The organism is Ramlibacter sp. MAHUQ-53 (genome assembly GCF_052600055.1).
On record NZ_JBQWTS010000005.1, the window covers coordinates 193,097 to 216,735 of the forward strand.

General features: G+C 71.4%; 25 protein-coding genes. 20 read left to right on the top strand and 5 right to left on the bottom strand.

The features are described from left to right. Window positions 1-19 precede the first annotated feature (19 nt). From ACT80S_RS09875 to ssb, 14 genes are all read left to right on the top strand, one after another. Window positions 20-1,018, top strand: a complete 999-nt coding sequence (locus tag ACT80S_RS09875) for a Bug family tripartite tricarboxylate transporter substrate binding protein (protein ID WP_377415457.1) — start codon at window positions 20-22, stop codon at window positions 1,016-1,018. Next, complete coding sequence (locus tag ACT80S_RS09880) at window positions 1,018-1,851, top strand: sugar phosphate isomerase/epimerase family protein (RefSeq protein WP_377415458.1); 834 nt, start codon at window positions 1,018-1,020, stop codon at window positions 1,849-1,851. Before ACT80S_RS09875 ends, ACT80S_RS09880 begins: the two co-directional genes overlap by 1 nt. A 5-nt stretch (window positions 1,852-1,856) precedes the next feature. Next, window positions 1,857-2,327: a type II 3-dehydroquinate dehydratase gene (locus ACT80S_RS09885; RefSeq protein ID WP_377415459.1), complete on the top strand. Its 471-nt coding sequence runs from the start codon at window positions 1,857-1,859 to the stop codon at window positions 2,325-2,327. Window positions 2,328-2,340: 13 nt separating this feature from the next. Beyond that, on the top strand, window positions 2,341-3,816 hold the full coding sequence (locus ACT80S_RS09890) for an aldehyde dehydrogenase family protein (RefSeq protein WP_377415460.1): 1,476 nt from the start codon (window positions 2,341-2,343) through the stop codon (window positions 3,814-3,816). A gap of 27 nt (window positions 3,817-3,843) precedes the next feature. Further along, window positions 3,844-4,881 carry a LysR family transcriptional regulator gene (locus tag ACT80S_RS09895; protein WP_377415461.1) on the top strand — a complete coding sequence of 346 codons (1,038 nt, stop codon included), beginning with the start codon at window positions 3,844-3,846 and terminating at the stop codon, window positions 4,879-4,881. A gap of 130 nt (window positions 4,882-5,011) precedes the next feature. Next, window positions 5,012-6,007: a Bug family tripartite tricarboxylate transporter substrate binding protein gene (locus ACT80S_RS09900; protein ID WP_377415462.1), complete on the top strand. Its 996-nt coding sequence runs from the start codon at window positions 5,012-5,014 to the stop codon at window positions 6,005-6,007. A 20-nt stretch (window positions 6,008-6,027) separates the two neighbouring features. Then, the gene (locus tag ACT80S_RS09905) at window positions 6,028-6,840 is read left to right on the top strand and encodes an SDR family NAD(P)-dependent oxidoreductase (RefSeq protein WP_377415463.1); all 813 of its coding nucleotides are present in this window, start codon (window positions 6,028-6,030) and stop codon (window positions 6,838-6,840) included. A gap of 7 nt (window positions 6,841-6,847) precedes the next feature. Further along, window positions 6,848-7,837: a Bug family tripartite tricarboxylate transporter substrate binding protein gene (locus ACT80S_RS09910; RefSeq protein WP_377415464.1), complete on the top strand. Its 990-nt coding sequence runs from the start codon at window positions 6,848-6,850 to the stop codon at window positions 7,835-7,837. Between the two features lie 8 nt (window positions 7,838-7,845). Next, entirely contained in the window at window positions 7,846-8,940 is a 1,095-nt protein-coding gene (locus ACT80S_RS09915; protein ID WP_377415465.1) for an Ldh family oxidoreductase, read from the top strand. A 3-nt stretch (window positions 8,941-8,943) separates the two neighbouring features. Further along, a complete protein-coding gene (locus ACT80S_RS09920) occupies window positions 8,944-9,789 on the top strand; it encodes a sugar phosphate isomerase/epimerase family protein (protein WP_377415466.1) in 846 nt (281 codons plus the stop codon). Then, complete coding sequence (locus tag ACT80S_RS09925) at window positions 9,786-10,847, top strand: Gfo/Idh/MocA family protein (RefSeq protein WP_377415467.1); 1,062 nt, start codon at window positions 9,786-9,788, stop codon at window positions 10,845-10,847. The genes ACT80S_RS09920 and ACT80S_RS09925 overlap by 4 nt, the downstream gene beginning before the upstream one ends. A 35-nt stretch (window positions 10,848-10,882) precedes the next feature. Continuing rightward, window positions 10,883-11,563, top strand: a complete 681-nt coding sequence (locus ACT80S_RS09930) for a hypothetical protein (RefSeq protein ID WP_377415468.1) — start codon at window positions 10,883-10,885, stop codon at window positions 11,561-11,563. Window positions 11,564-11,681: 118 nt separating this feature from the next. Then, complete coding sequence (locus ACT80S_RS09935; RefSeq protein ID WP_377415556.1) at window positions 11,682-12,890, top strand: MFS transporter; 1,209 nt, start codon at window positions 11,682-11,684, stop codon at window positions 12,888-12,890. A 27-nt stretch (window positions 12,891-12,917) separates the two neighbouring features. Then, complete coding sequence (gene ssb, locus ACT80S_RS09940) at window positions 12,918-13,421, top strand: single-stranded DNA-binding protein (protein ID WP_377415469.1); 504 nt, start codon at window positions 12,918-12,920, stop codon at window positions 13,419-13,421. A 106-nt stretch (window positions 13,422-13,527) separates the two neighbouring features. Here the strand turns inward: ssb and ytfE are convergent, their stop codons facing one another. The 4 genes from ytfE to ACT80S_RS09960 all read right to left on the bottom strand — a co-directional run bounded on the left by ytfE (window position 13,528) and on the right by ACT80S_RS09960 (window position 16,432). Next, the gene (ytfE, locus tag ACT80S_RS09945) at window positions 13,528-14,274 is read right to left on the bottom strand and encodes an iron-sulfur cluster repair protein YtfE (protein WP_377415470.1); all 747 of its coding nucleotides are present in this window, start codon (window positions 14,272-14,274) and stop codon (window positions 13,528-13,530) included. A 97-nt stretch (window positions 14,275-14,371) separates the two neighbouring features. Then, entirely contained in the window at window positions 14,372-14,683 is a 312-nt protein-coding gene (locus ACT80S_RS09950) for a hypothetical protein (protein WP_377415471.1), read from the bottom strand. A gap of 76 nt (window positions 14,684-14,759) precedes the next feature. Continuing rightward, on the bottom strand, window positions 14,760-15,938 hold the full coding sequence (mnmA, locus tag ACT80S_RS09955) for a tRNA 2-thiouridine(34) synthase MnmA (protein ID WP_377415472.1): 1,179 nt from the start codon (window positions 15,936-15,938) through the stop codon (window positions 14,760-14,762). A gap of 11 nt (window positions 15,939-15,949) precedes the next feature. Next, entirely contained in the window at window positions 15,950-16,432 is a 483-nt protein-coding gene (locus ACT80S_RS09960) for an NUDIX hydrolase (RefSeq protein WP_377415473.1), read from the bottom strand. A gap of 125 nt (window positions 16,433-16,557) precedes the next feature. Between ACT80S_RS09960 and ACT80S_RS09965 the strand changes: the two genes are divergently transcribed. Further along, window positions 16,558-17,292: a hypothetical protein gene (locus ACT80S_RS09965; RefSeq protein WP_377415474.1), complete on the top strand. Its 735-nt coding sequence runs from the start codon at window positions 16,558-16,560 to the stop codon at window positions 17,290-17,292. Between the two features lie 40 nt (window positions 17,293-17,332). Here ACT80S_RS09965 and ACT80S_RS09970 read toward each other — a convergent pair whose 3' ends face one another. Further along, window positions 17,333-18,001, bottom strand: coding sequence for a hypothetical protein (locus tag ACT80S_RS09970; protein ID WP_377415475.1), 669 nt, complete (start codon window positions 17,999-18,001; stop codon window positions 17,333-17,335). Between the two features lie 216 nt (window positions 18,002-18,217). Here ACT80S_RS09970 and ACT80S_RS09975 point away from each other — a divergent pair, with 216 nt between their 5' ends. The 5 genes from ACT80S_RS09975 (at window position 18,218) to ACT80S_RS09995 (ending at window position 23,588) form a co-directional block, all read left to right on the top strand. Then, window positions 18,218-19,333 (top strand): Re/Si-specific NAD(P)(+) transhydrogenase subunit alpha, encoded by a 1,116-nt coding sequence (locus ACT80S_RS09975; RefSeq protein ID WP_377415476.1) that lies wholly within the window; start codon window positions 18,218-18,220, stop codon window positions 19,331-19,333. A 3-nt stretch (window positions 19,334-19,336) separates the two neighbouring features. Next, window positions 19,337-19,669 carry an NAD(P) transhydrogenase subunit alpha gene (locus tag ACT80S_RS09980; protein ID WP_377415477.1) on the top strand — a complete coding sequence of 111 codons (333 nt, stop codon included), beginning with the start codon at window positions 19,337-19,339 and terminating at the stop codon, window positions 19,667-19,669. Beyond that, on the top strand, window positions 19,666-21,090 hold the full coding sequence (locus ACT80S_RS09985; RefSeq protein ID WP_377415478.1) for an NAD(P)(+) transhydrogenase (Re/Si-specific) subunit beta: 1,425 nt from the start codon (window positions 19,666-19,668) through the stop codon (window positions 21,088-21,090). The genes ACT80S_RS09980 and ACT80S_RS09985 overlap by 4 nt, the downstream gene beginning before the upstream one ends. A gap of 114 nt (window positions 21,091-21,204) precedes the next feature. Next, window positions 21,205-22,881: a long-chain-fatty-acid--CoA ligase gene (locus tag ACT80S_RS09990; RefSeq protein WP_377415479.1), complete on the top strand. Its 1,677-nt coding sequence runs from the start codon at window positions 21,205-21,207 to the stop codon at window positions 22,879-22,881. Between the two features lie 8 nt (window positions 22,882-22,889). After that, window positions 22,890-23,588 carry a 5'-methylthioadenosine/adenosylhomocysteine nucleosidase gene (locus ACT80S_RS09995; protein ID WP_377415480.1) on the top strand — a complete coding sequence of 233 codons (699 nt, stop codon included), beginning with the start codon at window positions 22,890-22,892 and terminating at the stop codon, window positions 23,586-23,588. Window positions 23,589-23,639: the final 51 nt, after the last annotated feature.

Genomic DNA, 23,639 nt, shown 5'->3' on the forward strand with positions numbered 1-23,639 from the left:
AAACCCCAGGAGACACGCGATGATGAAATCCAGCCCGTCCCGCAGACAGGTCCTTCGCCAGGCCGCCGGCCTGGCCGCCGCCACGGCGCTGCCCCTGGGCGCCCGGGCGCAGGAGTTCCCCACGGGCCCGATCCGCATCATCGTGGGCTTTCCCCCGGGCGGCGGCGCCGATGCCTATGCGCGCTTGCTCACGCCCTACCTGTCGGACAAGCTCGGGCAGTCGATCGTGATCGAGAACAAGACGGGCGCCAACGGCAACCTGGCGACCGACTTCGTCTCGAAGGCCCGGCCCGACGGCCACACCCTGCTGCTGTCGACGAGTTCCGCGGTGGTCGCCGCGCCGCATGCCACGCCTCGCATGCCGGCCCACCCGGTGCGGGACCTCGCGCCCATCACGATGGCGGTCGAGAGCGAGTTCGTCCTGATCACCAGCCCCGGGCTGGAGGCGAAGAACTACCAGGACTTCCTCGCGCTGGCGAAGAAGTCGCCGGGCAGCCTGATCCACGCCACGCCAGGCATCGGCTCGGCCAACCACATCGCCGGCGAGCTCCTGTCGCTGCGAACCGGCATCAAGATGATCACGGCCCACTATCGCGGCTCCGGGCAGCTCATGCCCGACCTGCTCGCCAACCAGGTCCACCTGACCATCGCCTCGGTGGGCCTGGCCGAGCCCTACATCAAGTCGGGGCGGGTGGGGGCCCTCATGGTCCTGGGCAAGCAGCGCGTGGCGCCACTGCCCAACGTGCCGACCTCGTTTGAACTGGGGGTCAAGGACCTCGACCAGATCACCTTCTGGCTGAGCCTGCATGCGCCGAAGAACACGCCCCGGCCCATCATCCAGAAGGTGCACGAGGCCCTGGTCGCCGCCTACAAGGTCGACGCCTTCCGGGACAAGGTCATCGCCAGCGGCCAGCGGCCGATCGCCAGCTCGCCGCAGGCCTTCGCCGAGCGCATCGAGTCCGACCTCGCGCTCTACGGCGAGATCTTCAAGGGCGCGAACATCAAGATCGACACCTGATGCTCTGCGTCTCCCACCTGACCGCGATCGACGCCCCTGCCGAGGCCTTCATCGACGCCGCGGCGGCGGCCGGCTTCGACGGCGTGGGCCTGCGCGTGATCCCGCCCCGGCATGCGCCGACTGCGGTGATCGCCGGCGACCGGCCCCGCATCGCCGCCCTGCGCCGGCGCGCCGACGACCAGGGCATCCGCATCTTCGAGGCCGAGTCCTTCGGCATCGACGCCGACACCCGTGTCGCCGACTACCTGCCGGCGCTGGAGGCCGCCGCCGCGCTCGGCGCGGCCTTCATCGTCTCGGGCGGCATCGACCCCGACGAGGGCCGCCTCGCCGCTCGCTATGCCGAACTCGCAGAGGCCGCCCAGGGCTTCGGCCTGGGCATGGCCATCGAGTTCATGCCGATCCGGCCGATGAAGTCGCTGGCCGATGCCTTGCGCGTGATCGGCCAGGTCGGCCACCCGAACGCGCGGATCCTGGTCGACGCCCTGCACCTCACGCGCTCGGGCGGCACGCCCGCCCAGGTGGCGGCGGTCGATCCCGCGCGCATCGCCTACGTGCAGCTGTGCGATGCGCCGGACCCGCCGCTGCAGGCGCTGACCGAGGAGAGCCGGCAGGGCCGCCTCTATCCCGGCGAGGGCGGCCTGCCGATCCAGGCGCTGATGGACGCCCTGCCGGCCGGCATCCCCGTCAGCCTGGAAGCGCCCCATGCCCACCAGGCCCACCTGCCGGTGGCCGAGCGCCTGCGCCGGGCGGGCGAGGCGACGCGGCGCTTCCTCACCGAGGCGCGCGCGCGGCGCGCGGCCCCCGTTTCCCCCCACCTTTCCCAGAGTCATTGAGCACCATGTCCCAACGCACCCTCCTGTGCCTCAACGGGCCCAACCTCAACATGCTGGGCGTGCGCGAGCCCGAGCTCTATGGGCGCACCACGCTGGCCCAGATCGAAGCCGCCGTGCGCGAGCGCGCGGCGGGCCTGGGCCTGGCCATCGACTTCCGCCAGTCCAACCACGAGGGGGAGCTGGTGACCTGGATCCAGCAGGCCTATCCCGCCATCGACGGGGTGATCATCAACCCGGGCGCCTACACCCACACCTCGATCGCCATCCCCGACGCCTTGCGGATCCTGAAGTGCCCCATCATCGAACTGCACTTCAACAACTCCTACCGCTACGCCGACCGCAAGTTCCGGCAGCTGTCGCATGTGCGGCCGGTGGCCACCGGCGTCATCTTCGGCTTTGGCGCCGCCGGCTGGCTGGCCGCGATCGATGCCATGAAGCTGCTGCTCGATCCCCCGTTCGATGCGCCCCGCGCCTGAGCCCGCAGCGACCATGAGCGACACCCTCTTCGACGCGGCCGCCGTGCTGCCGACCCACCGCGCGCACTACTACGGCGGCGCCTGGCATCCGCCCCATGCGGGCCGCCATTTCGACCTGTCGAGCCCCGGCACCGGCGAGTCCCTGGGCCGGGCGGCCGACGGCGACGCGCGCGATGTCGATGCAGCCGTCGCCAGCGCGCGCGCCGCCTTCCCGGCCTGGCGCGACCTGCCGCCCCTGGAGCGCGCGGCCCTCCTGCGCCGCTTCGCCGCCATCGTCCGCGAGCACGCGAAGGAGCTGGCGATGCTCGACGCGATCGACTGCGGCAACCCGGTGCGCGCCATGGTGGGCGACGCCGAGATCGCCGCCTCGCAGATCGACTTCTTCGCCGGCCTGGTCACCGAGATGAAGGGCGACTCGATCCCGATGGGCCCCGGGCGCATGAACGTCTCGGTGCGCGAGCCCCTGGGCGTGGTGGCCCGCGTCATCCCCTTCAACCACCCCTTCATGTTCGCGGCGGGCAAGGCGGCCGCGCCCCTGGCGGCGGGCAACACCATCGTCATCAAGCCGCCGGAGCAGGCGCCGCTGTCCGCGCTGCGGCTCGCGGAGCTGGTCGAGGGGCTGTTCCCGCCTGGCGTCTTCAACGTCGTCACCGGCGCGGGCCGGGACACGGGCGCCGCGCTGGTGGCCCATCCCGGCGTCGACATGGTGGCCCTGATCGGCAGCGTCGGCGCCGGGCGGGCCGTGATGAAGAGTGCGGCCGACACCGTCAAGCCGGTGATGCTGGAGCTGGGCGGCAAGAACGCGCTGATCGCGTTCCCCGATGCCGACCCGGAGGCGGTCGCCGATGCGATGGTCGCGGGCATGAACTTCGCCTGGTGCGGACAGTCCTGCGGCTCCTGCAGCCGGGCCTTCCTGCATGCGTCCCTCCACGACCGGGTGCTCGAGGCCCTGAAGGTCCGCATCCGCGCCTTCCGGCCCGGCCGCCCGCACGACTGGAACACGACCATGGGCGCGATCATCAGCCAGGCGCAGTACGACCGCGTGCTGTCGTACATCGAGTCGGGCCGGGCCGAAGGCGCGTCCCTGGTGTGCGGCGGCGGCGCGCCGGCCGGCCTGCCGGGGGGCTTCTTCATCGAGCCCACGGTCTTCGCGCAGGTGTCGCCGCAGATGCGCATCGCGCGTGAGGAGATCTTCGGACCCGTGCTGTCCGTCCTGCGCTGGGAGGACGAGGCGGCCCTCCTGCGCGATGTCAACGCGGTCGACGTCGGCCTGACCTGCTCGATCTGGACCAACGACCTCCATGCGGCGCTGCGCACGGCCCATGCCGTGCAGGCCGGCTACGTCTGGATCAATGAGGTCAGCAAGCATTTCCTGGGCGCGCCCTTCGGCGGCATCAAGCAATCGGGCATCGGGCGCGAGGAGTGCCTGGAGGAACTCCTGGCCTTCACGCAGCAGAAGAACATCCACGTCAAGTTCGCGCAGGGGTGACAGCGGGGGCGCGACCGGGCCCGGATAATGGTCACAGGTACCGCGAACCGCATCGAGGCTCCCATCAACTTCCGCCAGCTCCAGTACTTCGCCCGCATCGTCGAGACGGGCAACATGACACGCGCCGCCGAGCAGCTGTACGTGGCGCAGCCGGCCCTCGGCCTGCAGATCAAGCAGATGGAGGAGGCGCTGGGGGTGAGCCTGCTGCACCGGCACTCGCGCGGGGTCGAGCCCACCCGCGCCGGGCGGCTGCTGTACGAGCGGGCCTGCGAGATCCTGCGCCTGGTCGACGAGGCCGAGCGCCAGGTGATCGCCGCCGGCCGCCAGGAGCGCGAGGGCATCCTCCTGGGCCTGACCAACGGGTTCGCCAACGTGGTCGGCCGCGACCTCGTGCAGCAGGCCCGCCAGGACATCCCCGATGTCTCCCTCAGCCTGGTCGAGGAGCGCAGCGTGGTCCTGGTCGACGCGCTGGAGCGCCACGAGATCGACATCGCCCTGGCCTACGAGGTGCACGAGCGCCCCGGCCTGCTGCGGGTGCCGCTGCTTGAGGAGGAGACGCTGTTCGTCTCGCGGGGCGAGGGCGGCGACGTGCAGCCCTTGCAGTCCGTCCCCTCCATCGAGTTCAGCGAGATCGCGCGCCATGCCCTGGTCATGCCCGGGCCGCGTGACGGCGTGCGCCAGCAGGTGCTGGCCACCGCCCGGCGGCTGGCGGTGGACCTCAACGTCACGCTGGACGTCTCCTCGATCTCGATGATGAAGAACATGGTGGCCATGGGCGACGCCTGCGCCGTCATGCCCTATGGCAACGTGGCCGAGGACATCGCCTCGGGCCGCATCCGCGGCCGGCGCATCGTCAACCCGCCCCTGCGCCGCACCCTGTACCTGGTGCGGCCCCACAAGCGCGCGCCGTTCCAGGCCGAGGCCGGCGTGCTGCGGCTCATGTCCCAGGTGTGCCGCCTCTATGCCGAGCGCCTGGGCCCGCTGGCCGCGCCGCTGGAGGCCCTGGCCACGCCCGAGGACCTGCTCGCGGCGGCCCACCCCGCGCCGGCCCCGGCCCGCCCTTGAGGCGGCGGCTGCGGTCGGACCCAAGAAAAACTTCGGACAGGCCGACACCAACGGTCTTGGACGCGGGCGCCGCGGCCCGCTGTAATCCATGCCACGCCAGCCCCCGCGAGCCGGCGAACAGGAGAACGACATGGAGACATCCGACCGCAGCCGGCGCCACTGGCTGCGCCACGCCGGCGCCGCGGCGGCCGCCCTGGCCCTTCCGGGACTGGCCCGTGCCCAGGACTTCCCCGCCCGCCCGCTGAAGCTGAACGTGGGTTTCTCCGCCGGCGGCCTGACCGACGTGCTCGCCCGCCTGCTCGCCACCCCGATGGGGACCGCCATCGGCCAGTCCGTGGTCGTCGAGAACAAGACCGGCGCCGCCGGCAACCTGGCCACCGAGTTCGTGGCCAAGGCGCCGGCCGACGGCTACAACCTGCTGTTCTCCTCGGTGGGGCAGATCGTGGTGTCGCCGCACACGTACACCGACATGCGCGTCAACCCGAAGAACGACCTGGCGCACATCTCCATGATCGGCGAGGGCGACCTGATCCTCACCGTGAGCGCCCAGGTGCCGGCGAACACGATCCAGGAGTTCGTGGCGCTGGTGAAGAAGAACCCCGGCAAGCTGTTCTTCGCCGACTCCGGCGCGGGCGGCAACCTGCACCTGTACATGGAGTACTTCAACCTGCTGGCGGGCCTGCAGATGACGGGTGTGCATTACCGCGGCACCGCGCAGCTCCTGCCGGACCTGGTGGCCAACCAGGTGCAGATGAGCCTGAACGCCTACCCGGCGATCGAGGGCCACATCCAGCAGGGCAAGCTGCGCCCGCTGATGGTGGTAGGCCGCCAGCGCGAGCCCAAGCTGCCCCAGGTGCCCACTGCCGCCGAGGCCGGTTTCAAGGCGCTGGAGGCCTGCACCAACTGGTTCGGCCTGCATGGGCCCAAGGGCCTTCCCGAGCCGGTGCGCCGCCGCATCCAGGCGGCGGTGCAGGACGCGCTCAAGACCGATGCCCTGCGCGCAGCGCTGGCGGCGCAGTCGATCCGGCCGGTGGGCGACGGCGAGTCCGCGTTTTCCGCCCGCATCGCCGTCGACTACGAGGCCTTCGCCAAGGTGGCCAGTGCCGCCCGCATCCAGGTGAACTGACCCAGCGCGAGGACGACGCCATGACGACTGACTACACGGAAGGCCGCGGCCGCGTCGCTGCGGTGATCGGCGGCGCCAATGGCATCGGCGCCGCCACCTGCGAGCTGCTGCATGCGCGCGGCTGGCGCGTGGCGGTGGCCGACATCGACCTGGACGCCGCCCGCGCCACCGCGGCCCGCGTCGACGGCATGGCCCTGCGCGTCGACGTGCTCGACGCCGACTCCATCCACGAGGCCGCGCGCCGCATCGACGAGGACTTCGGCCCGGTCTACGCCATGGTCAGCGCCGCGGCCATCTTCCAGCCGCAGATGGCGCCGGAGAAGCTGCCGATCGAGCACTGGGACCGCATCGTCCACTCCGGCTACCGTGGGACCTACCTGTGCGACGTGGCCTTCGGCCAGCGCATGGCGGGGCGCGGCGCCGGCGCCATCGTGAACATCTCGTCGATGGTGGGCCAGCGCCCCAACCACGGCCACGCGTACTACTCCGCGAAGGCCGCGGTCAACATGCTCACCGAGGGCATGGCCGGCGAGTGGGGCCGCAGCGGCGTGCGCGTGAACGCGGTCAGCCCCGGCTTCGTCGCGGTGCCGCGCATGGTGGCCAACATCCAGGAGGGCAAGCGCTACGCGATCTCGCCCGCGGAAGTGAGCGCGCTGGGCCGGCTGGTCGAGCCCGCCGAGGTCGCCGAGTCGATCGCCTTCCTGCTGTCCGATCGCGCCAGCGCCATCACCGGCGCCAACATCGCCGTGGACGCCGGCGTGCTCGCCACCAACGGGTGGCTGGTGCACGGCGGCGTGCCGCCCGCCCGTCCCCGCCAACTCGCCGACGCCTGAGGTCCCCATGACGCACCCCCTCTCCCGCCGCCGCCTGCTCGCCGCCGCCCCGGGCCTGGCCGCCGGCCTGGCGCTGCCTGCCCTGGCCCAGGGCCCGTCCTGGCCCAGCCGGCCGATCAAGCTCGTCGTGGGTTTCGCCCCCGGTGGCCTGACCGACGCCCTGCCTCGCCTGCTCACCGGCCCGATGGCCGAACGCCTGGGGCAGCCCGTGGTGGTGGAGAACAAGGTCGGCGCCGCCGGCAACCTGGCCACCGCCTTCGTGGCCAAGTCCCCGGCCGACGGCTACACGCTGCTGGCCTCGGGCGTGGGGCAGATCGTGGTGCTGCCGCATACCTCCAACGTGGGCGTCAACCCGCTGACCGACCTGGTCCACATCGCCATGGTGGGCGAGGGCGACCAGATCCTGAACATCAACGCCGACGTGCCGGCACGCAACCTGGCCGAGTTCATCGCGCTGGCCAAGCGCCGGCCGAACGAGATGTTCACCGGCGACGCCGGCGCCGGCGGCAACCAGCACCTGTACCTCGAGTACTTCAAGATGCTGGCGGGCATCCAGATGCAGTCGGTCCACTACCGCGGTGGCGGCCCGCTGATGCCAGACCTGCTGTCCAACCGGGTCCAGATGAGCCTCAACGCGCCCTCGGTGGTCGAGCCCCACATCGCCCAGGGCAAGTTGCGGCCGCTGATGATCGTGGGGCGCAAGCGCCACCCGAAGCTGCCCGACGTGCCCACCGCCGCCGAGGCCGGCTTCGCCCCGATGGAGGCGTGCAGCAACTGGTTCGGCCTGCACGCGCCGCGCGGCACGCCCGATGCAGTGGTCCAGCGGATCCACAAGGCCCTGGTGGAGAGCCTGCAGACCGACGCGGTGAAGGCCGGCCTGCAGCAGATGGCGGTGCAGGCCATCGGCGACACGCCACAGGCCTTCGCCGCGCGCATCGCCAGCGATTACGAGGCCTTCGGCAAGGTCGCCCGCAGCGCCAACATCCGCGCCGAGTGAGGTGGGCGATGGACGATGATCCCACCGGCCGCGTGCCGCAGGGCGAGCTGGCCGCCTTCGTGCGTGCGCTGTTCGCCCGCGCCGGGTTGACGGCGGCCGATGCGGCCACGGTGACGGACAGCCTCGTGCAGAGCGACCTGCGCGGCACCCACTCGCATGGCGTGGTGCGCGCCCCGTTTCTGGTGGACCGGCTGCTGCAGGGAGGCGCCCGCGCCGATGCCGCGCCTGTCGTCGTGCAGGAGTCCCCCGCGACCGCGTTGCTGGATGGCGGCCGCGCCCTTGGCGCGATCACTGCGACCCAGGCCATGCAGCTCGCCCTGGACAAGGCCGCCACGCAGGGCGTGGGCCTGGTGGCCGCGCGCAACAGCGACTTCATCGGCGCCTGCGCGCACTACGCGATGCAGGGCCTGCCGCGCGACATGATCGGCCTGGCCTGGACCAATGGCTTCCCGGGGATGGCGCCCTGGGGTGGGCGGCGCAACACCATCGGCAACAACCCGATCGCGATGGCCGCGCCCGGCGACAGCCATGGCCCTGTCGTGCTGGACATGGCCCTGAGCGTGGCCGCGGGCGGCCGCGTCCGCCTGGCCGCCAAGAACGGCGAGAAGATCCCGCGTGACTGGCTGGTCGATGCCGAGGGCCATCCCACCGACGACCCCGGCGCGCTCACCGCGGGTGGCGCGCTCATGCCCCTGGGCTACAAGGGCTACGGCCTGGCCGTGTTCGGCGAGATCCTGTGCGGCGCGCTCACCGGCTCGCGCATCCTGGGCGAGATCCCGGCCTGGTTCCAGCAGACGAGCCAGGCGATCGGCAACGGCCACATCCATATCGCCATCGACATCGCCCGCTTCGTGGACCCGGCGGCCTTCCGCCAGCGGGTCGACGCCATCGTCGCGATGCTCAAGGCCACGCCGCTGGTGCCCGGCGCGCGCGAGATCCTGGTGCCGGGCGAGCGCGCCTGGCGCACGCAGCAGCGCCAGCAGGCGCTGGGCATCGAACTGCCCCAGGGCGTGGCCGCCGACCTGCGCGCGCTCGCTGGGCGCCTGGATGTCCCCGTGCCGGCCGTCCTGCAAGCCGCTTGCGAATCCCCTGCCTCCCACTGAACGATGGCCACCCTTTCTCCCCTGACCCTTGCCCACCTGAGCCTGGGCACCACGCCCGAACTGACCCTCGACGCCGCGGCGCAGGCAGGCTTCAGCGCCGTCGGCCTTCGCATCTGCGGCCGCAAGCCGGGCGATGCGTTCAGCGACGCGATCGTCGGTCACCCGGCGCGGGCCCGCGAGCTGAGGGCCCGCGCCGCCGGCCTGGGCATTCGCCTGTCCAATGTCTCGGCCTACCAGTTCTATCCCGACGTGACCTGGGACCAGATCGCCCCGGCGATCGAGGCCACCCACGAACTGGGCGCGCCCATCGTCGTGGCCAACGGCTTCGACCCGGACCTGCCGGCCTTCACCGACCTGCTCGCACGCTACTGCGAGCTGGCGGGGCAGGCCGGCATCCGCGTGGCACTGGAGTTCCTCCCCTACAGCGCCGTGCGCTCGCTCGAGGCCGCAGCCCGCGTGGTCGAGGCCACCGGCGCGCCGAACGCCGGCCTGCTGCTGGATGCCTTGCACCTGGACCGCTCCGGCGCGACGCCCGCCGACCTCGCCGCGCTGGACCCGGCCCGCATCGTCTTCGCGCAGCTGTGCGACGCCCGCCGGCTCGCGGCTCGCCCCAGCGACGAGGCCCTGCTGCAGGAGGCGCGCACCGCGCGCCTGCCGGCGGGTACCGGCGAGCTGCCCCTGTTCGACTTCCTCGACGCGCTGCCGCCGGGCCTGGAGATCGAGTACGAGGTGGCCCGCCAGGACCTGGCGGACTGCACGCCGGCCGAGAAGGCCCGCGCGGCCCGCGCGGATGCCGATGCCTTCATGGCCACCTACGCCCGCCACCGCGCCGCGAAGGAGGCCGCATGACCGCCGACCGCCTGCTGCGCGTGGGGGTGCTGGGCTGCGGGATGATCAGCGCCGACCACTTCCGGGCCTGGGCCCGCTGCATCGGCGCGCAGGTGGTGGCGGTATGCGACCCCGACCCGCAGCGCGCGCAGGCCCGCGCCGCCGAGTTCGGCATCCCCGCCACCTACACCTCGCCCGAGGCCCTGCTGGCCGCCGAGGCGCTGGACATGGTGGACATCATCACGCCGCGCGAGACCCATGCCGGCCTGGTGCGGCTGGCGGCGCGGCACGGCGTGCATGCGCTGTGCGAGAAGCCGCTGTGTCCCACCCATGCCGAGGCCGTGGCCCTGGTGGAGGAGGTGGGCGACAGGATCCGGGTCATGGTCAACGAGAACTGGCGTTACCGCGCCTACTTCCGCCAGATCGCGCAGTGGCTGGCCGAGGGCCGCCTGGGCGCGGTGACCCAGGTGCGCATCGGCCTGTGGCGATCGAGCATGCTGCCGCGAGCGGAGGACGGCCGCATCCATTCCCTGACCCGCCAGCCGTTCCTGGCCCGCGAGCGGCGGGTGCTGATCGCCGAGTCCCTGGTGCACGAGATCGACGTGGTGCGCGCGCTCTTTGGCGAGCTCGAGGTCCTGGGCTGTGCCACGGCCCAGACCTGCGAGGAGATCGTGGGGGAGGACAGCGCCATGATCCTGCTGCGTTCAGCCGCCGGCGTGCCGGTCACCATCGATGGCGTCATGACCGCGGCCGGCCATGAGACCCGCGCGCCGGACCGGCTCGAGATCGCCGGCACCCGCTGCAGCGTGCTGCTGGAGGGCGCGGTGCTCACGCTGACCGGGGCCGAGCAGGCGCGCATCACGTATGACGAGGCGCAGGTGCGCCAGGGCTGCTTCGACGCCTCCGTCCAGCACTTCGCCGACCAGGTTCGCGCCGGCGGCGCGTTCTGGACCAGCGCCCGCGACCAGCTCGAGACGCTGCGCGTGATGGAGGAGGCCTACCGGCTCGCCGGCCAGCCGCCGCGCCTGCGCGCCCGCCCGCTGCCGCCGGTGGCTCCGCCCGCCATCACCGGCCTCTGAGTCCGTTTCACCCCTTTCCATCAGGAGACACCCGCATGGCACTCGCCGGCAACGCGCTGGTCGCGATCTGGAACGACATCTCGCCCGAGAAGCGCGAGGACTTCTTCGAATGGCACCCCCGCGAGCACATGGTCGAACGCCTCGGCATCCCGGGCTTCCTGCGCGGGCGCCGCTGCGTCGCCGTCGACCCGGGCACGGAATTCCTCACGCTGTACGAGGTGCGGGACGCGGACGTCCTCACCAGCGAGGCCTACCTGACCCGCCTGACCCACCCCACGCCCTGGTCCACCGCCACGCTGCCGGGTTTTCGCAACAACGTGCGCGGCGCCTGCCGCATCGAGTTCACCGGGGGCTGCGCCATGGGCGGCTTCGTGCTGACCCTGCGCTTCGAGGCCGAGCCGGGCCGCGAGGCGGCGCTGGTCGAGGCGCTGCGCGACCAGGTCATGCCGCCGGTGGTCCAGGCGCCGCGGGTCACCGCCGCCCACTTCGTGCGCAACGACCCCTCCCTCACCGGCGGCAACTCGGGCAACCAGCGCGGGCGCGTGATCACCCTGCCGCACCTGGTCGTCCTCATCGAGGGCTCCAGCGCCGACGGTGTCCGGGCCGCCGGCGAGCAGTTCCTGTCGACCCCGCGCCTGGTGGCCCTGGGGGCGAAGGCGGAAGTGATCCGCGAGCTGTACCAGCTGGAATACAGCATCCAGAACCTGGCGGGTTGACCGGCCGGCCCCGACCCCGGGCGGGATACGGGACAATGCAGGGTTTTCAGGCGCGGGCGTCCGCGCCCGCGACCGCTCCAGCCGCCCCGTGACCCCTTCCGACCCGACTTCCAGCCGCATGACCCCCGCCGAGCGCCGGGCCAGCGGCTCGCTGGCCAGCGTATTCGCCGCGCGCATGCTGGGCCTGTTCCTGGTGCTGCCCGTGTTCGCCCTGGAGGCGGCCCGCTACCCCGGCGGCGACGACCCGTCCCTGGTCGGCCTGGCCATGGGCATCTATGGCCTGACCCAGGGCCTGCTGCAGATCCCCTTCGGCATGGCCTCCGACCGCTTTGGCCGCAAGCGCGTGATCGTGCTGGGCCTGCTGGTGTTCGCCGCCGGCAGCTTCATGGCGGCGGCGGCCACCTCCCTGTGGGGCCTGGTCGCCGGCCGCTCGCTCCAGGGCGCCGGCGCGGTCTCGGCCGCCGTCACCGCCCTGCTGGCCGATCAGACCCGCGACAGCGTGCGGACCAAGGCCATGGCCCTGGTGGGCGCCAGCATCGGCCTGATGTTCGCCGTCTCCCTCGTCGCCGCGCCCCTGCTGGCGGCGAAGGTCGGCCTGTCGGGCCTGTTCGCCGCCACCGGCTTCCTGGCCCTGGCCTGCATCGCCGTGGTGCTGTGGTGGACGCCGCCCGAGCCGGTCCAGCACAAGGACCAGCCGCGCGGGCGCCTGTCCGAGGTGCTCTCGCACCCGGGCCTGCTGCGGCTGGACGTGGGCGTGTTCGTGCTGCACGCGGTGCAACTGGCCATGTGGGTCGCGGTGCCGGCCTTGCTGGTGGCCGCCGGCCTGGCCAAGGCCGACCACTGGAAGGTCTACCTGCCGGCCATGCTGGGGTCCTTCGTCGTCATGGGCGGGGTGCTGTTCCCGCTGGAGCGCCGCGGCTACCTGCGCGCCGTCTTCCTGTCCTCGGTCGGTGTGATCGGGCTGGTGCAGCTGGGGCTGCTGGCCGTGGCCGGCCAGCCCTCGCTGGCGGCGCTGGGCGCCCTGCTGTTCCTGTTCTTCTGCGGCTTCAACGTGCTGGAGGCCAGCCAGCCGAGCATGGCCTCGCGCGTGGCCCCGGCCCATGCGCGCGGGGCGGCCCTGGGCGTCTACAACACCCTGCAGTCCCTGGGCTTCTTCGCCGGGGGCGCGGTGGGTGGCTGGCTGGTGAAGCAGGCCGGCGCGCCGGGCGTCTTCGGCCTGTGCGCCGCGCTGATGGCGGTGTGGCTGGTGGTGGCCTGGCCGATGCGCGCGCCGGCCTCCTCCCGGCCGGCGCCGGAGGTCCTGGCCAGCGAGGCGCAGGCGACATAATCGAGCCGATATCTGCAAGGAAACCCCATGGCATCCGTCAACAAAGTCATCCTCATCGGCAACTGCGGCCGCGACCCCGAAATGCGCTACCTGCCTTCGGGCCAGGCCGTGGCCAACGTGAGTGTTGCCACCTCCACCCGCCGCAAGGACAAGAACAGCGGCGAGATGGTCGAAGACACCCAGTGGCACCGCGTCACCTTCTACGACCGCCTGGCCGAGATCGCGGGCGAGTACGTGAAGAAGGGCCGCCCCCTCTACGTCGAGGGTCGCCTGAAGTACGGCAAGTACACCGGCCAGGACGGCATCGAGCGCAATACCGTGGACATCATCGCCACCGAGCTGCAGCTGCTGGGTGGCCGTGAAGGCATGGGCGGCGGCGCCGGCGGTGGCGGCGGCGACGACGAATACGGCGGTGGCGCTCCCCAGCGCCGCGCCCCGGCGCCCGCGCCCCGCGCGGCCGCTCCGCGTCCGGCCCCGGCGCCCAAGGCGAACTCGGGCTTCGACGACATGGACGACGACATCCCGTTCTGATCCCCGCCCGGCCGCGCCGCTGGCGCGCCTGTGCGGCGACAGGGCTTGCGCCCCGCGCCGCGGGCACCGGACCTCCCCTTCGGCCACCTCGGTGGCCGTTGTCGTTTCAGGCGCAGCCGCAGGCCCCGCCTGACCCGCAGCCGCCCTGCGACTCCCCCGGCGACTGGCCCTCGAAAGCCGGGAACAGGCAGTTGTTCTCCAGGTGGATGTGCTCCATCAGGTCGGACTTGAGCTGGGCCAGCCCCGTGTACAGCGCGCGCCAGGTGTTGCAGGCGCCGGGCGGCGGGGTCATTTCCTGCGTCAGGCGGTCCAGCGTCTCCAGGGCCTGGCCGTGCTCGAGGTGCTCGTGCCGCATCATGGTGATCGGGTGGGCCGCCATCGGGTGGCCGCCCCGGCGCAGGACCGGGAACAGCACCTGCTCCTCTTTCTCCATGTGCGAGAGCAGCTCCGACTGCATCGCCTCCAGGTGCTGCGCCAGCCCGGCGGGCACCTGCGGGTGGTCGGCATGCACCGCCTCCACCCGGCGCGCCATGCGCTCGAGCTCGGGCAGCTGGCGCCGGTGCACCTCGTGGTAGCGGGCCAGGAGGTGGTCGATCAGCGCGCCGGCTTCGGTCGGGACGGCCTGGCCGTCAGGGGCCGGCGCGGCCTCGCGCAGTTCCGCCAGCAGCGCCTGCGCGTCCAGGCCCTTGGCCCGGGCCGCCTGGTCCAGGGCGACGTTGCCGCCGCAGCAGAAATCCAGCTTGTGGCGGCGGAAGACGGCGGTCGCGCCCGGCACGCGGGCGGCGATCTCGCCCAGCGTGGCGGCGGGCTGCAGCAGGGTGGCCGGGACGGCGGGTTCGAGCACGGCGTTCATTCGGGTTCCTCGGTGCGATGTGTGTGTCATCAGAATATGCATTTGAGATGCACCTTATTTGACCCACGTCAACGCACCCGTGCCGCGCGGCCCCGCGTCAGAGCGCCCGCAGGATCTCCCAGCGGCTGGTGCCCGAGACCACGTAGGGCTCGAGGTCCTTGCTCCATTGGAGGTGTTCGGGGATCTTGGGCAACTCGGCCCACACGGCCTCGAGCTGTGCGAGGCTGTCGACCTCGTGCTCGGTCTGCACCGTCGCCTCGAGGGCGCCGATGGACCCGGTCAGCAGCCGGGTGCGTTGCGGCTCGACGCCGGCTTTCGGCCCGATGTCGGCCAGCCAGCGATGCATGGCGTCGATGACGACCTGCTTGTGCCCGAAGCGGGCATTGATGCTCCAGCGTGCGATCAGCATGGCGAGCCTCCGGAAAAGGGGAGGCTGAAGTTCAGTCGATCACGGGGCCGAATTCAAGTCGGCCGGGGCCGCGAGATCAGTCGCGCGCGCAGATCACGCCGCCGCCCAGGCAGACCTCGCCGTCATACAGCACGGCGGACTGCCCCGGCGTCACCGCCCACTGCGGATCGGTGAACTGCAGGCGGATCGCGCCGTCCCGCGGCAGCGAGAGCGTGCAGGCCGCGTCGGCCTGGCGGTAGCGGGTCTTGGCGGCGTAGGCGCCCGCGGAGGGCGGCGTGTCGGCGGTCCAGCTGAGGTCGGTGGCTTCCAGCGCCTGCGAGAGCAGCCAGGGGTGGTCATGCCCCTGCACCACGTACAGCGTGTTTTTCTCGATGTCCTTGCGCGCCACGAACCAGGGCGCGTGGTCACCCGCGCCCTTCTGCGCGCCCTTGGCCTTCACCCCGCCGATGCCCAGGCCCTGGCGCTGGCCCAGCGTGTAGAAGGACAGGCCCTGGTGCTGGCCCAGGGTGCGGCCCTTTTCGTCCTTGATCGGGCCCGGCTCCTTGCTCAGGTAGCGGCCCAGGAACTCGCGGAACGGCCGCTCGCCGATGAAGCAGATGCCGGTGGAGTCCTTCTTCTTCGCATTGGGCAGGCCGATTTCCTCGGCGATGCGGCGCACCTCGGTCTTGTGCAGCTCGCCCACCGGGAACAGCGTCTTGCGCAGCTGCGCCTGGTTCAGGCGGTGCAGGAAGTAGCTCTGGTCCTTGGCCGGGTCCAGGCCCTTCAGTAGCTGGTAGTGCCCTCCCGACCCGGGCGCATCGCACGCGCCAGCGTGCGATTTCCATAACGGCCCATCGGGCTCGCCCGGGTTCGCCGGGCACCAGCGAACCCGGGCGTAATGCCCGGTGGCGATCTTCTCGGCGCCCAGGCGCATGGCATGGTCCAGGAAGGCCTTGAACTTGATCTCGGCGTTGCACAGCACGTCGGGGTTGGGCGTGCGGCCGGCCTGGTACTCGCGCAGGAACTCGGCGAAGACGCGGTCCTTGTACTCGGCGGCGAAGTTGACGTGCTCGATCTCGATGCCGATCACGTCGGCCACGCTGGCGGCGTCGACGAAGTCCTCGTTCGAGGAGCAGTACTCGCTGTCGTCGTCGTCTTCCCAGTTCTTCATGAAGATGCCGACCACCTCGTGGCCTTGCTTCTTCAACAGGTAGGCGGACACGGCGGAATCCACGCCCCCGCTCAGGCCCACGACGATGCGCTGCTTCGAACTCATAAGGGGGGCAATTATCCCAGCCCGGCCACGCTGGGGTCGGTGTAGACCAGGTCCAGCGGGTGGCGCTGCCCGCGCAGGTAGTCCTCCATGCAGCGCAGCACCAGCGGGCTGCGGTGGCGGCCGGCGCTGGCGCGCACTTCGTCGGGCGTCATCCAGACCGTGCGCACGATGCCGGTGTCCAGGCGGCGGGCCGGGTCGAGCTCGCCCAGCGCGCCGCAGAAGGCGAAGCGCAGGTAGGTGATGTCCTCGCCGGTGGCCTCGCGCCGGAAGCGCGAGAGGTACACGCCCACCAGGGCGGTGGGCTCGAAGGCGTGGCAGGTCTCCTCCAGCGCCTCGCGGGCGCAGCCGGCCACGGGTGATTCGCCGGGGTCCAGGTGGCCGGCCGGGTTGTTCAGGCGCAGGCCTTCGGGGGTGTGTTCCTCCACCAGGAGGAAGCGGCCGTCACGCTCGATGACGGCGGCCACGGTGACGCTGGGTTTCCATCGGGTGTCCATCGGCCGATCATAGGGGTCACCACCGCGTCACCGGCAGCGGGTAGGATCGCGCGCCACGCCACGCCACGCCACGCCACGCCACGCCACGCCACGCCACGCCACGCCACGCTCCCTCCGCCCTCGCCATGCCCTTCGCACGCCGCCTTGCCTCCCTGACCGGGTCCCTTGGCCTGCTCCTCGCCGCTGCCGCCACCCCCCCGCCCGCCCTGGCCGCACGGCCCATGATCACCGACGACGCCCGCATCGTCGATGCCCAGGCGTGCCAGGTCGAGTCGTGGCAGCGGATCAACCGCGACGGCCCCAACCGCTTCTGGGCGGTGCCGGCCTGCAACCCCACAGGCAACCTGGAGCTGTCGGTCGGTGGCGGCTTCGGTGCGACCGAGGCGCGCCCCGGCGAGCGCCGCCTCGTCGCCAACCTGTTCCAAGGAAAGACGCTGATCAGGCCGCTGACGCCGGATGGCTGGGGCATCGGCCTGGCCGTGGGCCGCAGCCACGACCTGCCGGGTGATTCACCCGCCGTGGCCAGCAACTATTTCTACGTCCCGGCGAGCTGGGCGATGCGGGGCGACGACGTGGTCCTGCACCTGAACCTCGGCATGCGCGACGACCGCGCGGCCCGCCGCAGCTTCGGCACCTGGGGCCTGGGCAGCGAGATCCGGCTGGCGCCGCAGGTGCAGCTGATCGCCGAGGCCTTCGGCGAGAACCGCAGCGGCACCCACGTGCACGGCGGACTGCGCTGGTGGGTGGTGCCCGATCGCGTGCAGGTCGACGCCACCCTCGGCAGCCGCCTGCAGCCCGGCACCTCCAACCGCTGGATGTCCCTGGGCGTGCGGCTGTTGTCGCCGCCGTTCCTGCCCTGAGCGGCCCTGAGCGGCCCGGGGCGGGGCGGCCAGGCGCCGATCAGGCCTCGTACTCCTGCGCGCCCTGCACCCAGATGAAGGACTGCACGTCGATCATGTCGCGCGCGTGGAAGCCGACATGCCGGTCCAGGTCGCGGCGGATGATCGCGGCGAACGTCATCAGCCCCTCGTACACCTTCCAGCCCGGCGTCGCGTCATACGGCAGGTCGAAGCCATAGGCCCGGGCCGCGCGCCGCGTGACCTGCGGCTTGAGGAACAGGTGCTTGTCGGGCCGGGCCAGGAAGCCGAAGACCGTGACGACCGGCCAGCTGCGCACGCGCCCGCGCGGCTGCGGCAGTTCGGCCACCGCCTGGCTCCAGTCCTCGAAGCGGCGCTGCGCAGGGCCGCGCCCCCAGACGAACGAATGCAGCTCGTGTGCGAACAGGCGCGCCCCGGCGGCCGGCCGCAAGGCCTCGCGCAGCGCCATCTTCTCGAACGAGAACAGCAGGTTGGTGCGCGCCTCGATGCGCAGCGCGGTGTCGGCGATCTGCCGGTACTCGCCGCGCGCCAGCAGCTTGCGCCAGGTCTCCGGCCCGAGGTCGCGCTGCCATTCCAGGTGGGCACGCTCCTTCATCGAGCGTTCGGCCACCAGGTAGGCCGCATCCCCGAAACCTTCGGGGTAGTAGAGCTCGAACTTGCGCCGTGCGCGTGACGCGCCCAGGTAGTTCACGTTGCTTGCCCGCGGGCCGTTAGCCGCGGATGAGAAGGATGCCGGACGTGCCATCTGTGCAGTTTTTGACCTCGAGGCAGCTCATCCGTGTAGGACGCGGACCCGCCTGCGTGCCGGTTCCCGTCCGACGCAGGGGGGTGACCCCGCCGAGCTTTCATGTAAGCTGCGGGTCAGTAAGCAGTTGCTACCGCCACCCCTGTTGCGAGGAGGAGATCCATGCAGATTGGCGTACCCGCCGAAACCACGGCGGGAGAGACCCGCGTTGCCGTCACTCCGGAGACGGCCAAGAAGCTCAAGGGCCAGGGACACGCGGTGCGCGTGCAGTCGGGCGCCGGCCTGGCGGCCAGCGCGCCGGACGCGGCGTACGAAGCCGTCGGCTGCGAGATCACCGATGCGGCCGGGGCCTTCGGCAGCGACCTGGTGCTGAAGGTGAGGGCTCCCTCCGGCGGCGAGCTTGCGCTGATGCGGGCGGGGACCACGCTGGTGGGCATGCTCAATCCCTTCGATGCCGCCGGACTGCAGGGCCTGGCGGGCGCAGGCCTGACGGCCTACGCGCTGGAGGCGGCGCCGCGCACCACCCGGGCGCAGAGCATGGACGTGCTCTCCTCCCAGGCCAACATCGCCGGCTACAAGGCCGTGATGATCGCGGCCGACCGCTACCAGCGCTTCTTCCCCATGCTCATGACGGCGGCCGGCACCGTGAAGGCCGCCCGCGTCGTGATCCTGGGCGTGGGCGTGGCGGGCCTGCAGGCCATCGCCACGGCCAAGCGCCTGGGCGCGGTGATCGAGGCCTCCGACGTGCGCCCCAGCGTGAAGGAGCAGGTCGAGTCGCTGGGCGCCAAGTTCATCGACGTGCCCTACGAGACCGCCGAGGAGAAGGAGGCGGCCGAGGGCGTGGGCGGCTACGCCCGGCCCATGCCGCAAAGCTGGCTGGACCGCCAGAAGGCCGAGGTCGCCAAGCGCGTGGCCCAGGCCGACGTGGTGATCACCACCGCCCTGATCCCGGGCCGCGCGGCGCCGGTGCTCGTCACCCCGGAGATGGTGCAGGCCATGAAGCCGGGCTCGGTCATCGTCGACCTCGCCGCGGCCCAGGGCGGCAACTGCCCGCTGACCGAAGCCGGGCGCACCGTCGTCAAGCACGGCGTGACGATCGTGGGCGAGACCAACCTGCCCGCGCTGGTGGCGGCCGACGCCTCCGCGCTCTACGCGCGCAACGTGCTGGACTTCCTCAAGCTCGTGATCGACAAGGACGGCCAGTTGAAGGTGGACCTGGACGACGACATCGTCGCCGCCTGCCTGATGACCCACAACGGTGAACTGCGGAGGAAATGAGCCATGGATGTCGTGTCGCCCACCGTCATCAACCTGATCATCTTCGTGCTGGCCATCTACGTGGGCTACCACGTGGTGTGGACCGTCACCCCCGCGCTGCACACGCCGCTGATGGCGGTGACCAACGCGATCTCGGCCATCGTCATCGTCGGCGCCATGCTGGCCGCCGCGCTCACCGAGGGCGGGCTGGCCAAGACCATGGGCGTGCTGGCCGTGGCGCTGGCGGCGGTCAATGTCTTCGGCGGCTTCCTGGTCACGCGCCGGATGCTGGAGATGTTCAAGAAGAAGGACAAGAAGCCCGCCGCCCCGCCCGCGGCCAAGGGGGATGCAGCATGAGCATGAACCTCGTCACCCTGCTGTACCTGCTGGCGTCGGTGTGCTTCATCCAGGCCCTCAAGGGCCTGTCGCACCCCACCACCTCCATCCGCGGCAACCTGTTCGGCATGGCCGGCATGGCGATCGCGGTGCTGACCACCGCGGCCCTGATCGTGGAGCTGTCCGGCGGCACGGGTCCGGGCATGGCCTGGGTGCTGCTGGGGCTGGTGGTCGGCGGCGGCGCCGGCGCCGTGATGGCCCAGCGCGTGGAGATGACCAAGATGCCCGAGCTGGTGGCCTTCATGCACAGCATGATCGGCCTGGCCGCGGTGTTCATCGCCATCGCCGCGGTGGCCGAGCCCCAGGCCTTCGGCATCGCCCCCGCGGTGGGCGAGATCCCCAAGGGCAACCGCCTGGAGCTGTTCCTGGGCGCGGCGATCGGCGCCATCACGTTCAGCGGCTCGGTCATCGCCTTCGGCAAGCTCTCGGGCAAGTACAAGTTCCGCCTGTTCCAGGGCGCGCCGGTGGTGTTCGCCGGCCAGCACCTGCTGAACCTGGCGCTGGGCCTGGCCACGCTGGGGCTGGGGCTGGCCTACATGGCCACCGAGAACTGGAGCGCGTTCTTCGCGATGCTGGCGCTGGCCTTTGTCATGGGCGTGCTGATCATCATCCCGATCGGCGGCGCCGACATGCCGGTGGTGGTGTCCATGCTCAACTCGTACTCGGGCTGGGCGGCGGCGGGCATCGGCTTCTCGTTGAACAACTCCATGCTGATCATCGCCGGCTCGCTGGTGGGCAGCTCGGGCGCGATCCTGAGCTACATCATGTGCAAGGCCATGAACCGCTCGTTCTTCAACGTGATCCTGGGCGGCTTCGGCGGCGAGGCCGGCGCGGCGCAGGCCGGCGCGGCGGTGCAGCGCACCGTCAAGAGCGGCAGCGCCGACGACGCCGCCTTCATCCTGGGCAACGCCGAGACGGTGGTGATCGTGCCCGGCTACGGCCTGGCGGTGGCGCGCGCGCAGCATGCCGTGAAGGAGCTGGCCGAGAAGCTGGTGCACAAGGGCATCACCGTGAAGTACGCGATCCACCCGGTGGCCGGCCGCATGCCGGGCCACATGAACGTGCTCCTCGCCGAGGCCGAGGTGCCCTACGACCAGGTGTTCGAGATGGAGGACATCAACGGCGAGTTCGGCCAGGCCGACGTGGCCATCATCCTGGGCGCCAACGACGTGGTGAACCCGGCGGCGCTGCAGAAGGGCAGCCCCATCTACGGCATGCCGATCCTGGAGGCCTACAAGGCCAAGACGGTGATCGTGAACAAGCGCTCGATGGCCGCGGGCTACGCCGGCCTGGACAACGAGCTGTTCTACATGGACAAGACCATGATGGTCTTCGGCGACGCGAAGAAGGTCGTCGAGGACATGGGCAAGGCCGTCGAGTAAGCGTTCGATGCCGCCGCCTTCAGGGAAAACAAGAGGCCGCGCAGGCGCGGCCCGGGACCACAATCAGCCCGTGGTGCGCCCCGCGCGGCGGGCCCGCAAGCAGGAGACAAAAGAATGAGTGAGCGCCCCTGGCTGGAGTCCTACCCCCCCGGTGTCCCGGCCGATGTCGACCCCGGCCAGTACCCGTCGCTGGTGGCCTTGATGGAGGAGGCCTTCCAGAAGTTCTCCGCGCGCCCCTTCCTCAGCTTCCTCGGCAAGGCCTACGACTACGCCTCGGTCGACGCCGACAGCCGCGCCTTCGCCGCCTACCTTCAGGGGCTGGGCCTGGCCAAGGGCGACCGCGTCGCGATCATGATGCCCAACGTGCCGCAGTACCCGGCGGTGGTGGCCGCCATCCTGCGCGCCGGCCTGGTGGTGGTGAACGTCAACCCGCTGTACACCCCGCGCGAGCTGGAGCACCAGCTGCGCGATTCGGGCGCCCGGGCCATCGTCATCATCGAGAACTTCGCCCACACGCTGCAGGCCTGCATCGCCAACACCCAGGTGCAGCACGTGGTGCTCGCCGCCATGGGCGACCGCCTCGGCCTGCTCAAGGGCGCTCTGGTGAACTACGTGGTGCGCCACGTCAAGAAGCTGGTGCCGGCCTTCGAGCTGCCCGGCGCTGTCCGCTACAACGACGCCCTGGCGCTGGGCCAGCGCCGCAGCTTCTCGCCGCCGGCCATCGGCCCCGACGACATCGCGCTGCTGCAGTACACCGGCGGCACCACCGGCGTCGCCAAGGGCGCGGTGCTCCTGCATCGCAACGTCGTGGCCAACGTGCTGCAGTCGCAGGCCTGGAAGCACCCGGCCATGAGCAAGGTGCCGGCCAACGAGCAGATCACCGTGGTCTGCGCGCTGCCGCTGTACCACATCTTCGCGTTCACGGTCTGCATGATGCTGTTCATGCGCCTGGGCGGGAAGGTGATCCTGATCCCCAACCCGCGCGACCTGCCGGGGGTGCTCAAGACCCTGTCCAAGGAGACCTTCCACGTCTTCCCCGCGGTCAGCACGCTGTTCAACGGCCTGGCCCACCATCCGCAGTTCGACACCGTGAACTGGCGCAACCTGACCCTCTCGGTCGGCGGCGGCATGGCGGTGCAGGGCGCGGTGGCCAAGCTGTGGCTGGAGAAGACCGGCAGCCCCATCTGCGAGGGCTACGGCCTGTCCGAGACCGCGCCCTCGGCCAGCTGCAACCCGGTGACCAGCACCGAGTTCACCGGCACCATCGGCGTGCCGATCCCCTCCACCTGGATGAAGTGCATCGATGACGCCGGCAACGAGCTGCCCCCGGGCCAGGCCGGCGAGATCGTGATCAAGGGGCCGCAGGTCATGGCCGGCTACTGGCAGCGGCCCGACGAGACCGCCAAGGTCATGACGGCCGACGGCTACTTCAAGACCGGCGACATCGGCATCATGGACACGCGCGGCTGGTTCCGCATCGTCGACCGCAAGAAGGACATGATCCTGGTCTCCGGCTTCAACGTGTACCCCAACGAGGTCGAGGACGTGGTGGGCCAGCTGCCCGGGGTGCTGGAGAGCGCCGTGGTCGGCATGCCCGACGAGAAGACCGGCGAGGCCGTCAAGCTGGTCATCGTGCGCAAGGACCCGGCGCTCACCGAGGAGCGGGTGCGCGAGTTCTGCCGCGCCAACCTCACCGCCTACAAGCTGCCCAAGGTCATCGAGTTCCGCAACGACCTGCCCAAGACGCCCGTGGGCAAGATCCTGCGCCGGGAGCTGCGGGACCGGAAATAATCCGGCCCATGACCCTCGCCCTCGTCTCGGCCATGCACCAGGAGCTGGCCGCCGTCCTGGACCTCCTGCCCGACGAGCGCAAGACCCGCGTGGCCGGCCGCGACTTCTGGGTCGGCCACCTGCACGGCCAGGAGGTGGTGGCGGTGCTTTCACGCATCGGCAAGGTGGCCGCGGCCACCACCGCCACCGCGCTGATCGAGCGCTTCGGCGCCAGCCGCATCGTCTTCACCGGCGTCGCCGGCGGCCTCGGCCCGGGCGTGAAGGTGGGCGATGTCGTCGTCGCCGACAGCTTCCTGCAGCACGACATGGACGCCTCGCCGCTGTTCCCGCGCCACGAGGTGCCGCTGTACGGCATGTCGCGCTTCGCCACCGACCCGGTGCTCACCGACCGCCTCGCCGCCGCCGCCCGCGCGGCGCTGCCCGGGGCCGGCTTCCACCGCGGCCTGGTCGTCAGCGGCGACCGCTTCGTCGCCACCACCGCTGAGGCCCGCGCCCTGCAGGCCGAACTGCCCGAGGCGCTGGCCGTGGAAATGGAAGGCGCCGCCATCGCCCAGGTCTGCCTGGACTATGGGGTGCCGTATGCCGCGGTGCGCACCATCTCCGACCGGGCCGACGACGCGGCCCATGGCGACTTCACCACCTTCATCGAACAGGTGGCCAGCCGGCACTCGGCCGCCATCGTCCGCGCCCTGCTCGCCGGCGCCTGAACCCGGCCCGGGGGTTTCCCCGGGGGTGGGTACGTGTTGGTACGCACGCTT

Excerpts from the sequence above, each read along its gene's own strand:
- ACT80S_RS09980 (WP_377415477.1), top strand. The coding sequence starts at position 19,337 with ATGGATGTCGTGTCGCCCACCGTCATCAACCTGATCATCTTCGTGCTG.
- ACT80S_RS09875 (WP_377415457.1), top strand. The coding sequence starts at position 20 with ATGATGAAATCCAGCCCGTCCCGCAGACAGGTCCTTCGCCAGGCCGCC.
- ACT80S_RS09920 (WP_377415466.1), top strand. The coding sequence starts at position 8,944 with ATGGCCACCCTTTCTCCCCTGACCCTTGCCCACCTGAGCCTGGGCACC.
- ACT80S_RS09900 (WP_377415462.1), top strand. The coding sequence starts at position 5,012 with ATGGAGACATCCGACCGCAGCCGGCGCCACTGGCTGCGCCACGCCGGC.
- ACT80S_RS09910 (WP_377415464.1), top strand. The coding sequence starts at position 6,848 with ATGACGCACCCCCTCTCCCGCCGCCGCCTGCTCGCCGCCGCCCCGGGC.
- ACT80S_RS09950 (WP_377415471.1), bottom strand. The coding sequence starts at position 14,683 with ATGCTGATCGCACGCTGGAGCATCAATGCCCGCTTCGGGCACAAGCAG.
- ACT80S_RS09915 (WP_377415465.1), top strand. The coding sequence starts at position 7,846 with ATGGACGATGATCCCACCGGCCGCGTGCCGCAGGGCGAGCTGGCCGCC.
- ACT80S_RS09985 (WP_377415478.1), top strand. The coding sequence starts at position 19,666 with ATGAGCATGAACCTCGTCACCCTGCTGTACCTGCTGGCGTCGGTGTGC.
- ACT80S_RS09995 (WP_377415480.1), top strand. The coding sequence starts at position 22,890 with ATGACCCTCGCCCTCGTCTCGGCCATGCACCAGGAGCTGGCCGCCGTC.
- ACT80S_RS09890 (WP_377415460.1), top strand. The coding sequence starts at position 2,341 with ATGAGCGACACCCTCTTCGACGCGGCCGCCGTGCTGCCGACCCACCGC.
- ACT80S_RS09930 (WP_377415468.1), top strand. The coding sequence starts at position 10,883 with ATGGCACTCGCCGGCAACGCGCTGGTCGCGATCTGGAACGACATCTCG.
- ACT80S_RS09905 (WP_377415463.1), top strand. The coding sequence starts at position 6,028 with ATGACGACTGACTACACGGAAGGCCGCGGCCGCGTCGCTGCGGTGATC.
- ACT80S_RS09925 (WP_377415467.1), top strand. The coding sequence starts at position 9,786 with ATGACCGCCGACCGCCTGCTGCGCGTGGGGGTGCTGGGCTGCGGGATG.
- ACT80S_RS09885 (WP_377415459.1), top strand. The coding sequence starts at position 1,857 with ATGTCCCAACGCACCCTCCTGTGCCTCAACGGGCCCAACCTCAACATG.
- ACT80S_RS09895 (WP_377415461.1), top strand. The coding sequence starts at position 3,844 with ATGGTCACAGGTACCGCGAACCGCATCGAGGCTCCCATCAACTTCCGC.
- ACT80S_RS09965 (WP_377415474.1), top strand. The coding sequence starts at position 16,558 with ATGCCCTTCGCACGCCGCCTTGCCTCCCTGACCGGGTCCCTTGGCCTG.
- ACT80S_RS09935 (WP_377415556.1), top strand. The coding sequence starts at position 11,682 with ATGACCCCCGCCGAGCGCCGGGCCAGCGGCTCGCTGGCCAGCGTATTC.
- ACT80S_RS09990 (WP_377415479.1), top strand. The coding sequence starts at position 21,205 with ATGAGTGAGCGCCCCTGGCTGGAGTCCTACCCCCCCGGTGTCCCGGCC.
- mnmA (WP_377415472.1), bottom strand. The coding sequence starts at position 15,938 with ATGAGTTCGAAGCAGCGCATCGTCGTGGGCCTGAGCGGGGGCGTGGAT.
- ytfE (WP_377415470.1), bottom strand. The coding sequence starts at position 14,274 with ATGAACGCCGTGCTCGAACCCGCCGTCCCGGCCACCCTGCTGCAGCCC.
- ACT80S_RS09880 (WP_377415458.1), top strand. The coding sequence starts at position 1,018 with ATGCTCTGCGTCTCCCACCTGACCGCGATCGACGCCCCTGCCGAGGCC.
- ACT80S_RS09960 (WP_377415473.1), bottom strand. The coding sequence starts at position 16,432 with ATGGACACCCGATGGAAACCCAGCGTCACCGTGGCCGCCGTCATCGAG.
- ssb (WP_377415469.1), top strand. The coding sequence starts at position 12,918 with ATGGCATCCGTCAACAAAGTCATCCTCATCGGCAACTGCGGCCGCGAC.
- ACT80S_RS09975 (WP_377415476.1), top strand. The coding sequence starts at position 18,218 with ATGCAGATTGGCGTACCCGCCGAAACCACGGCGGGAGAGACCCGCGTT.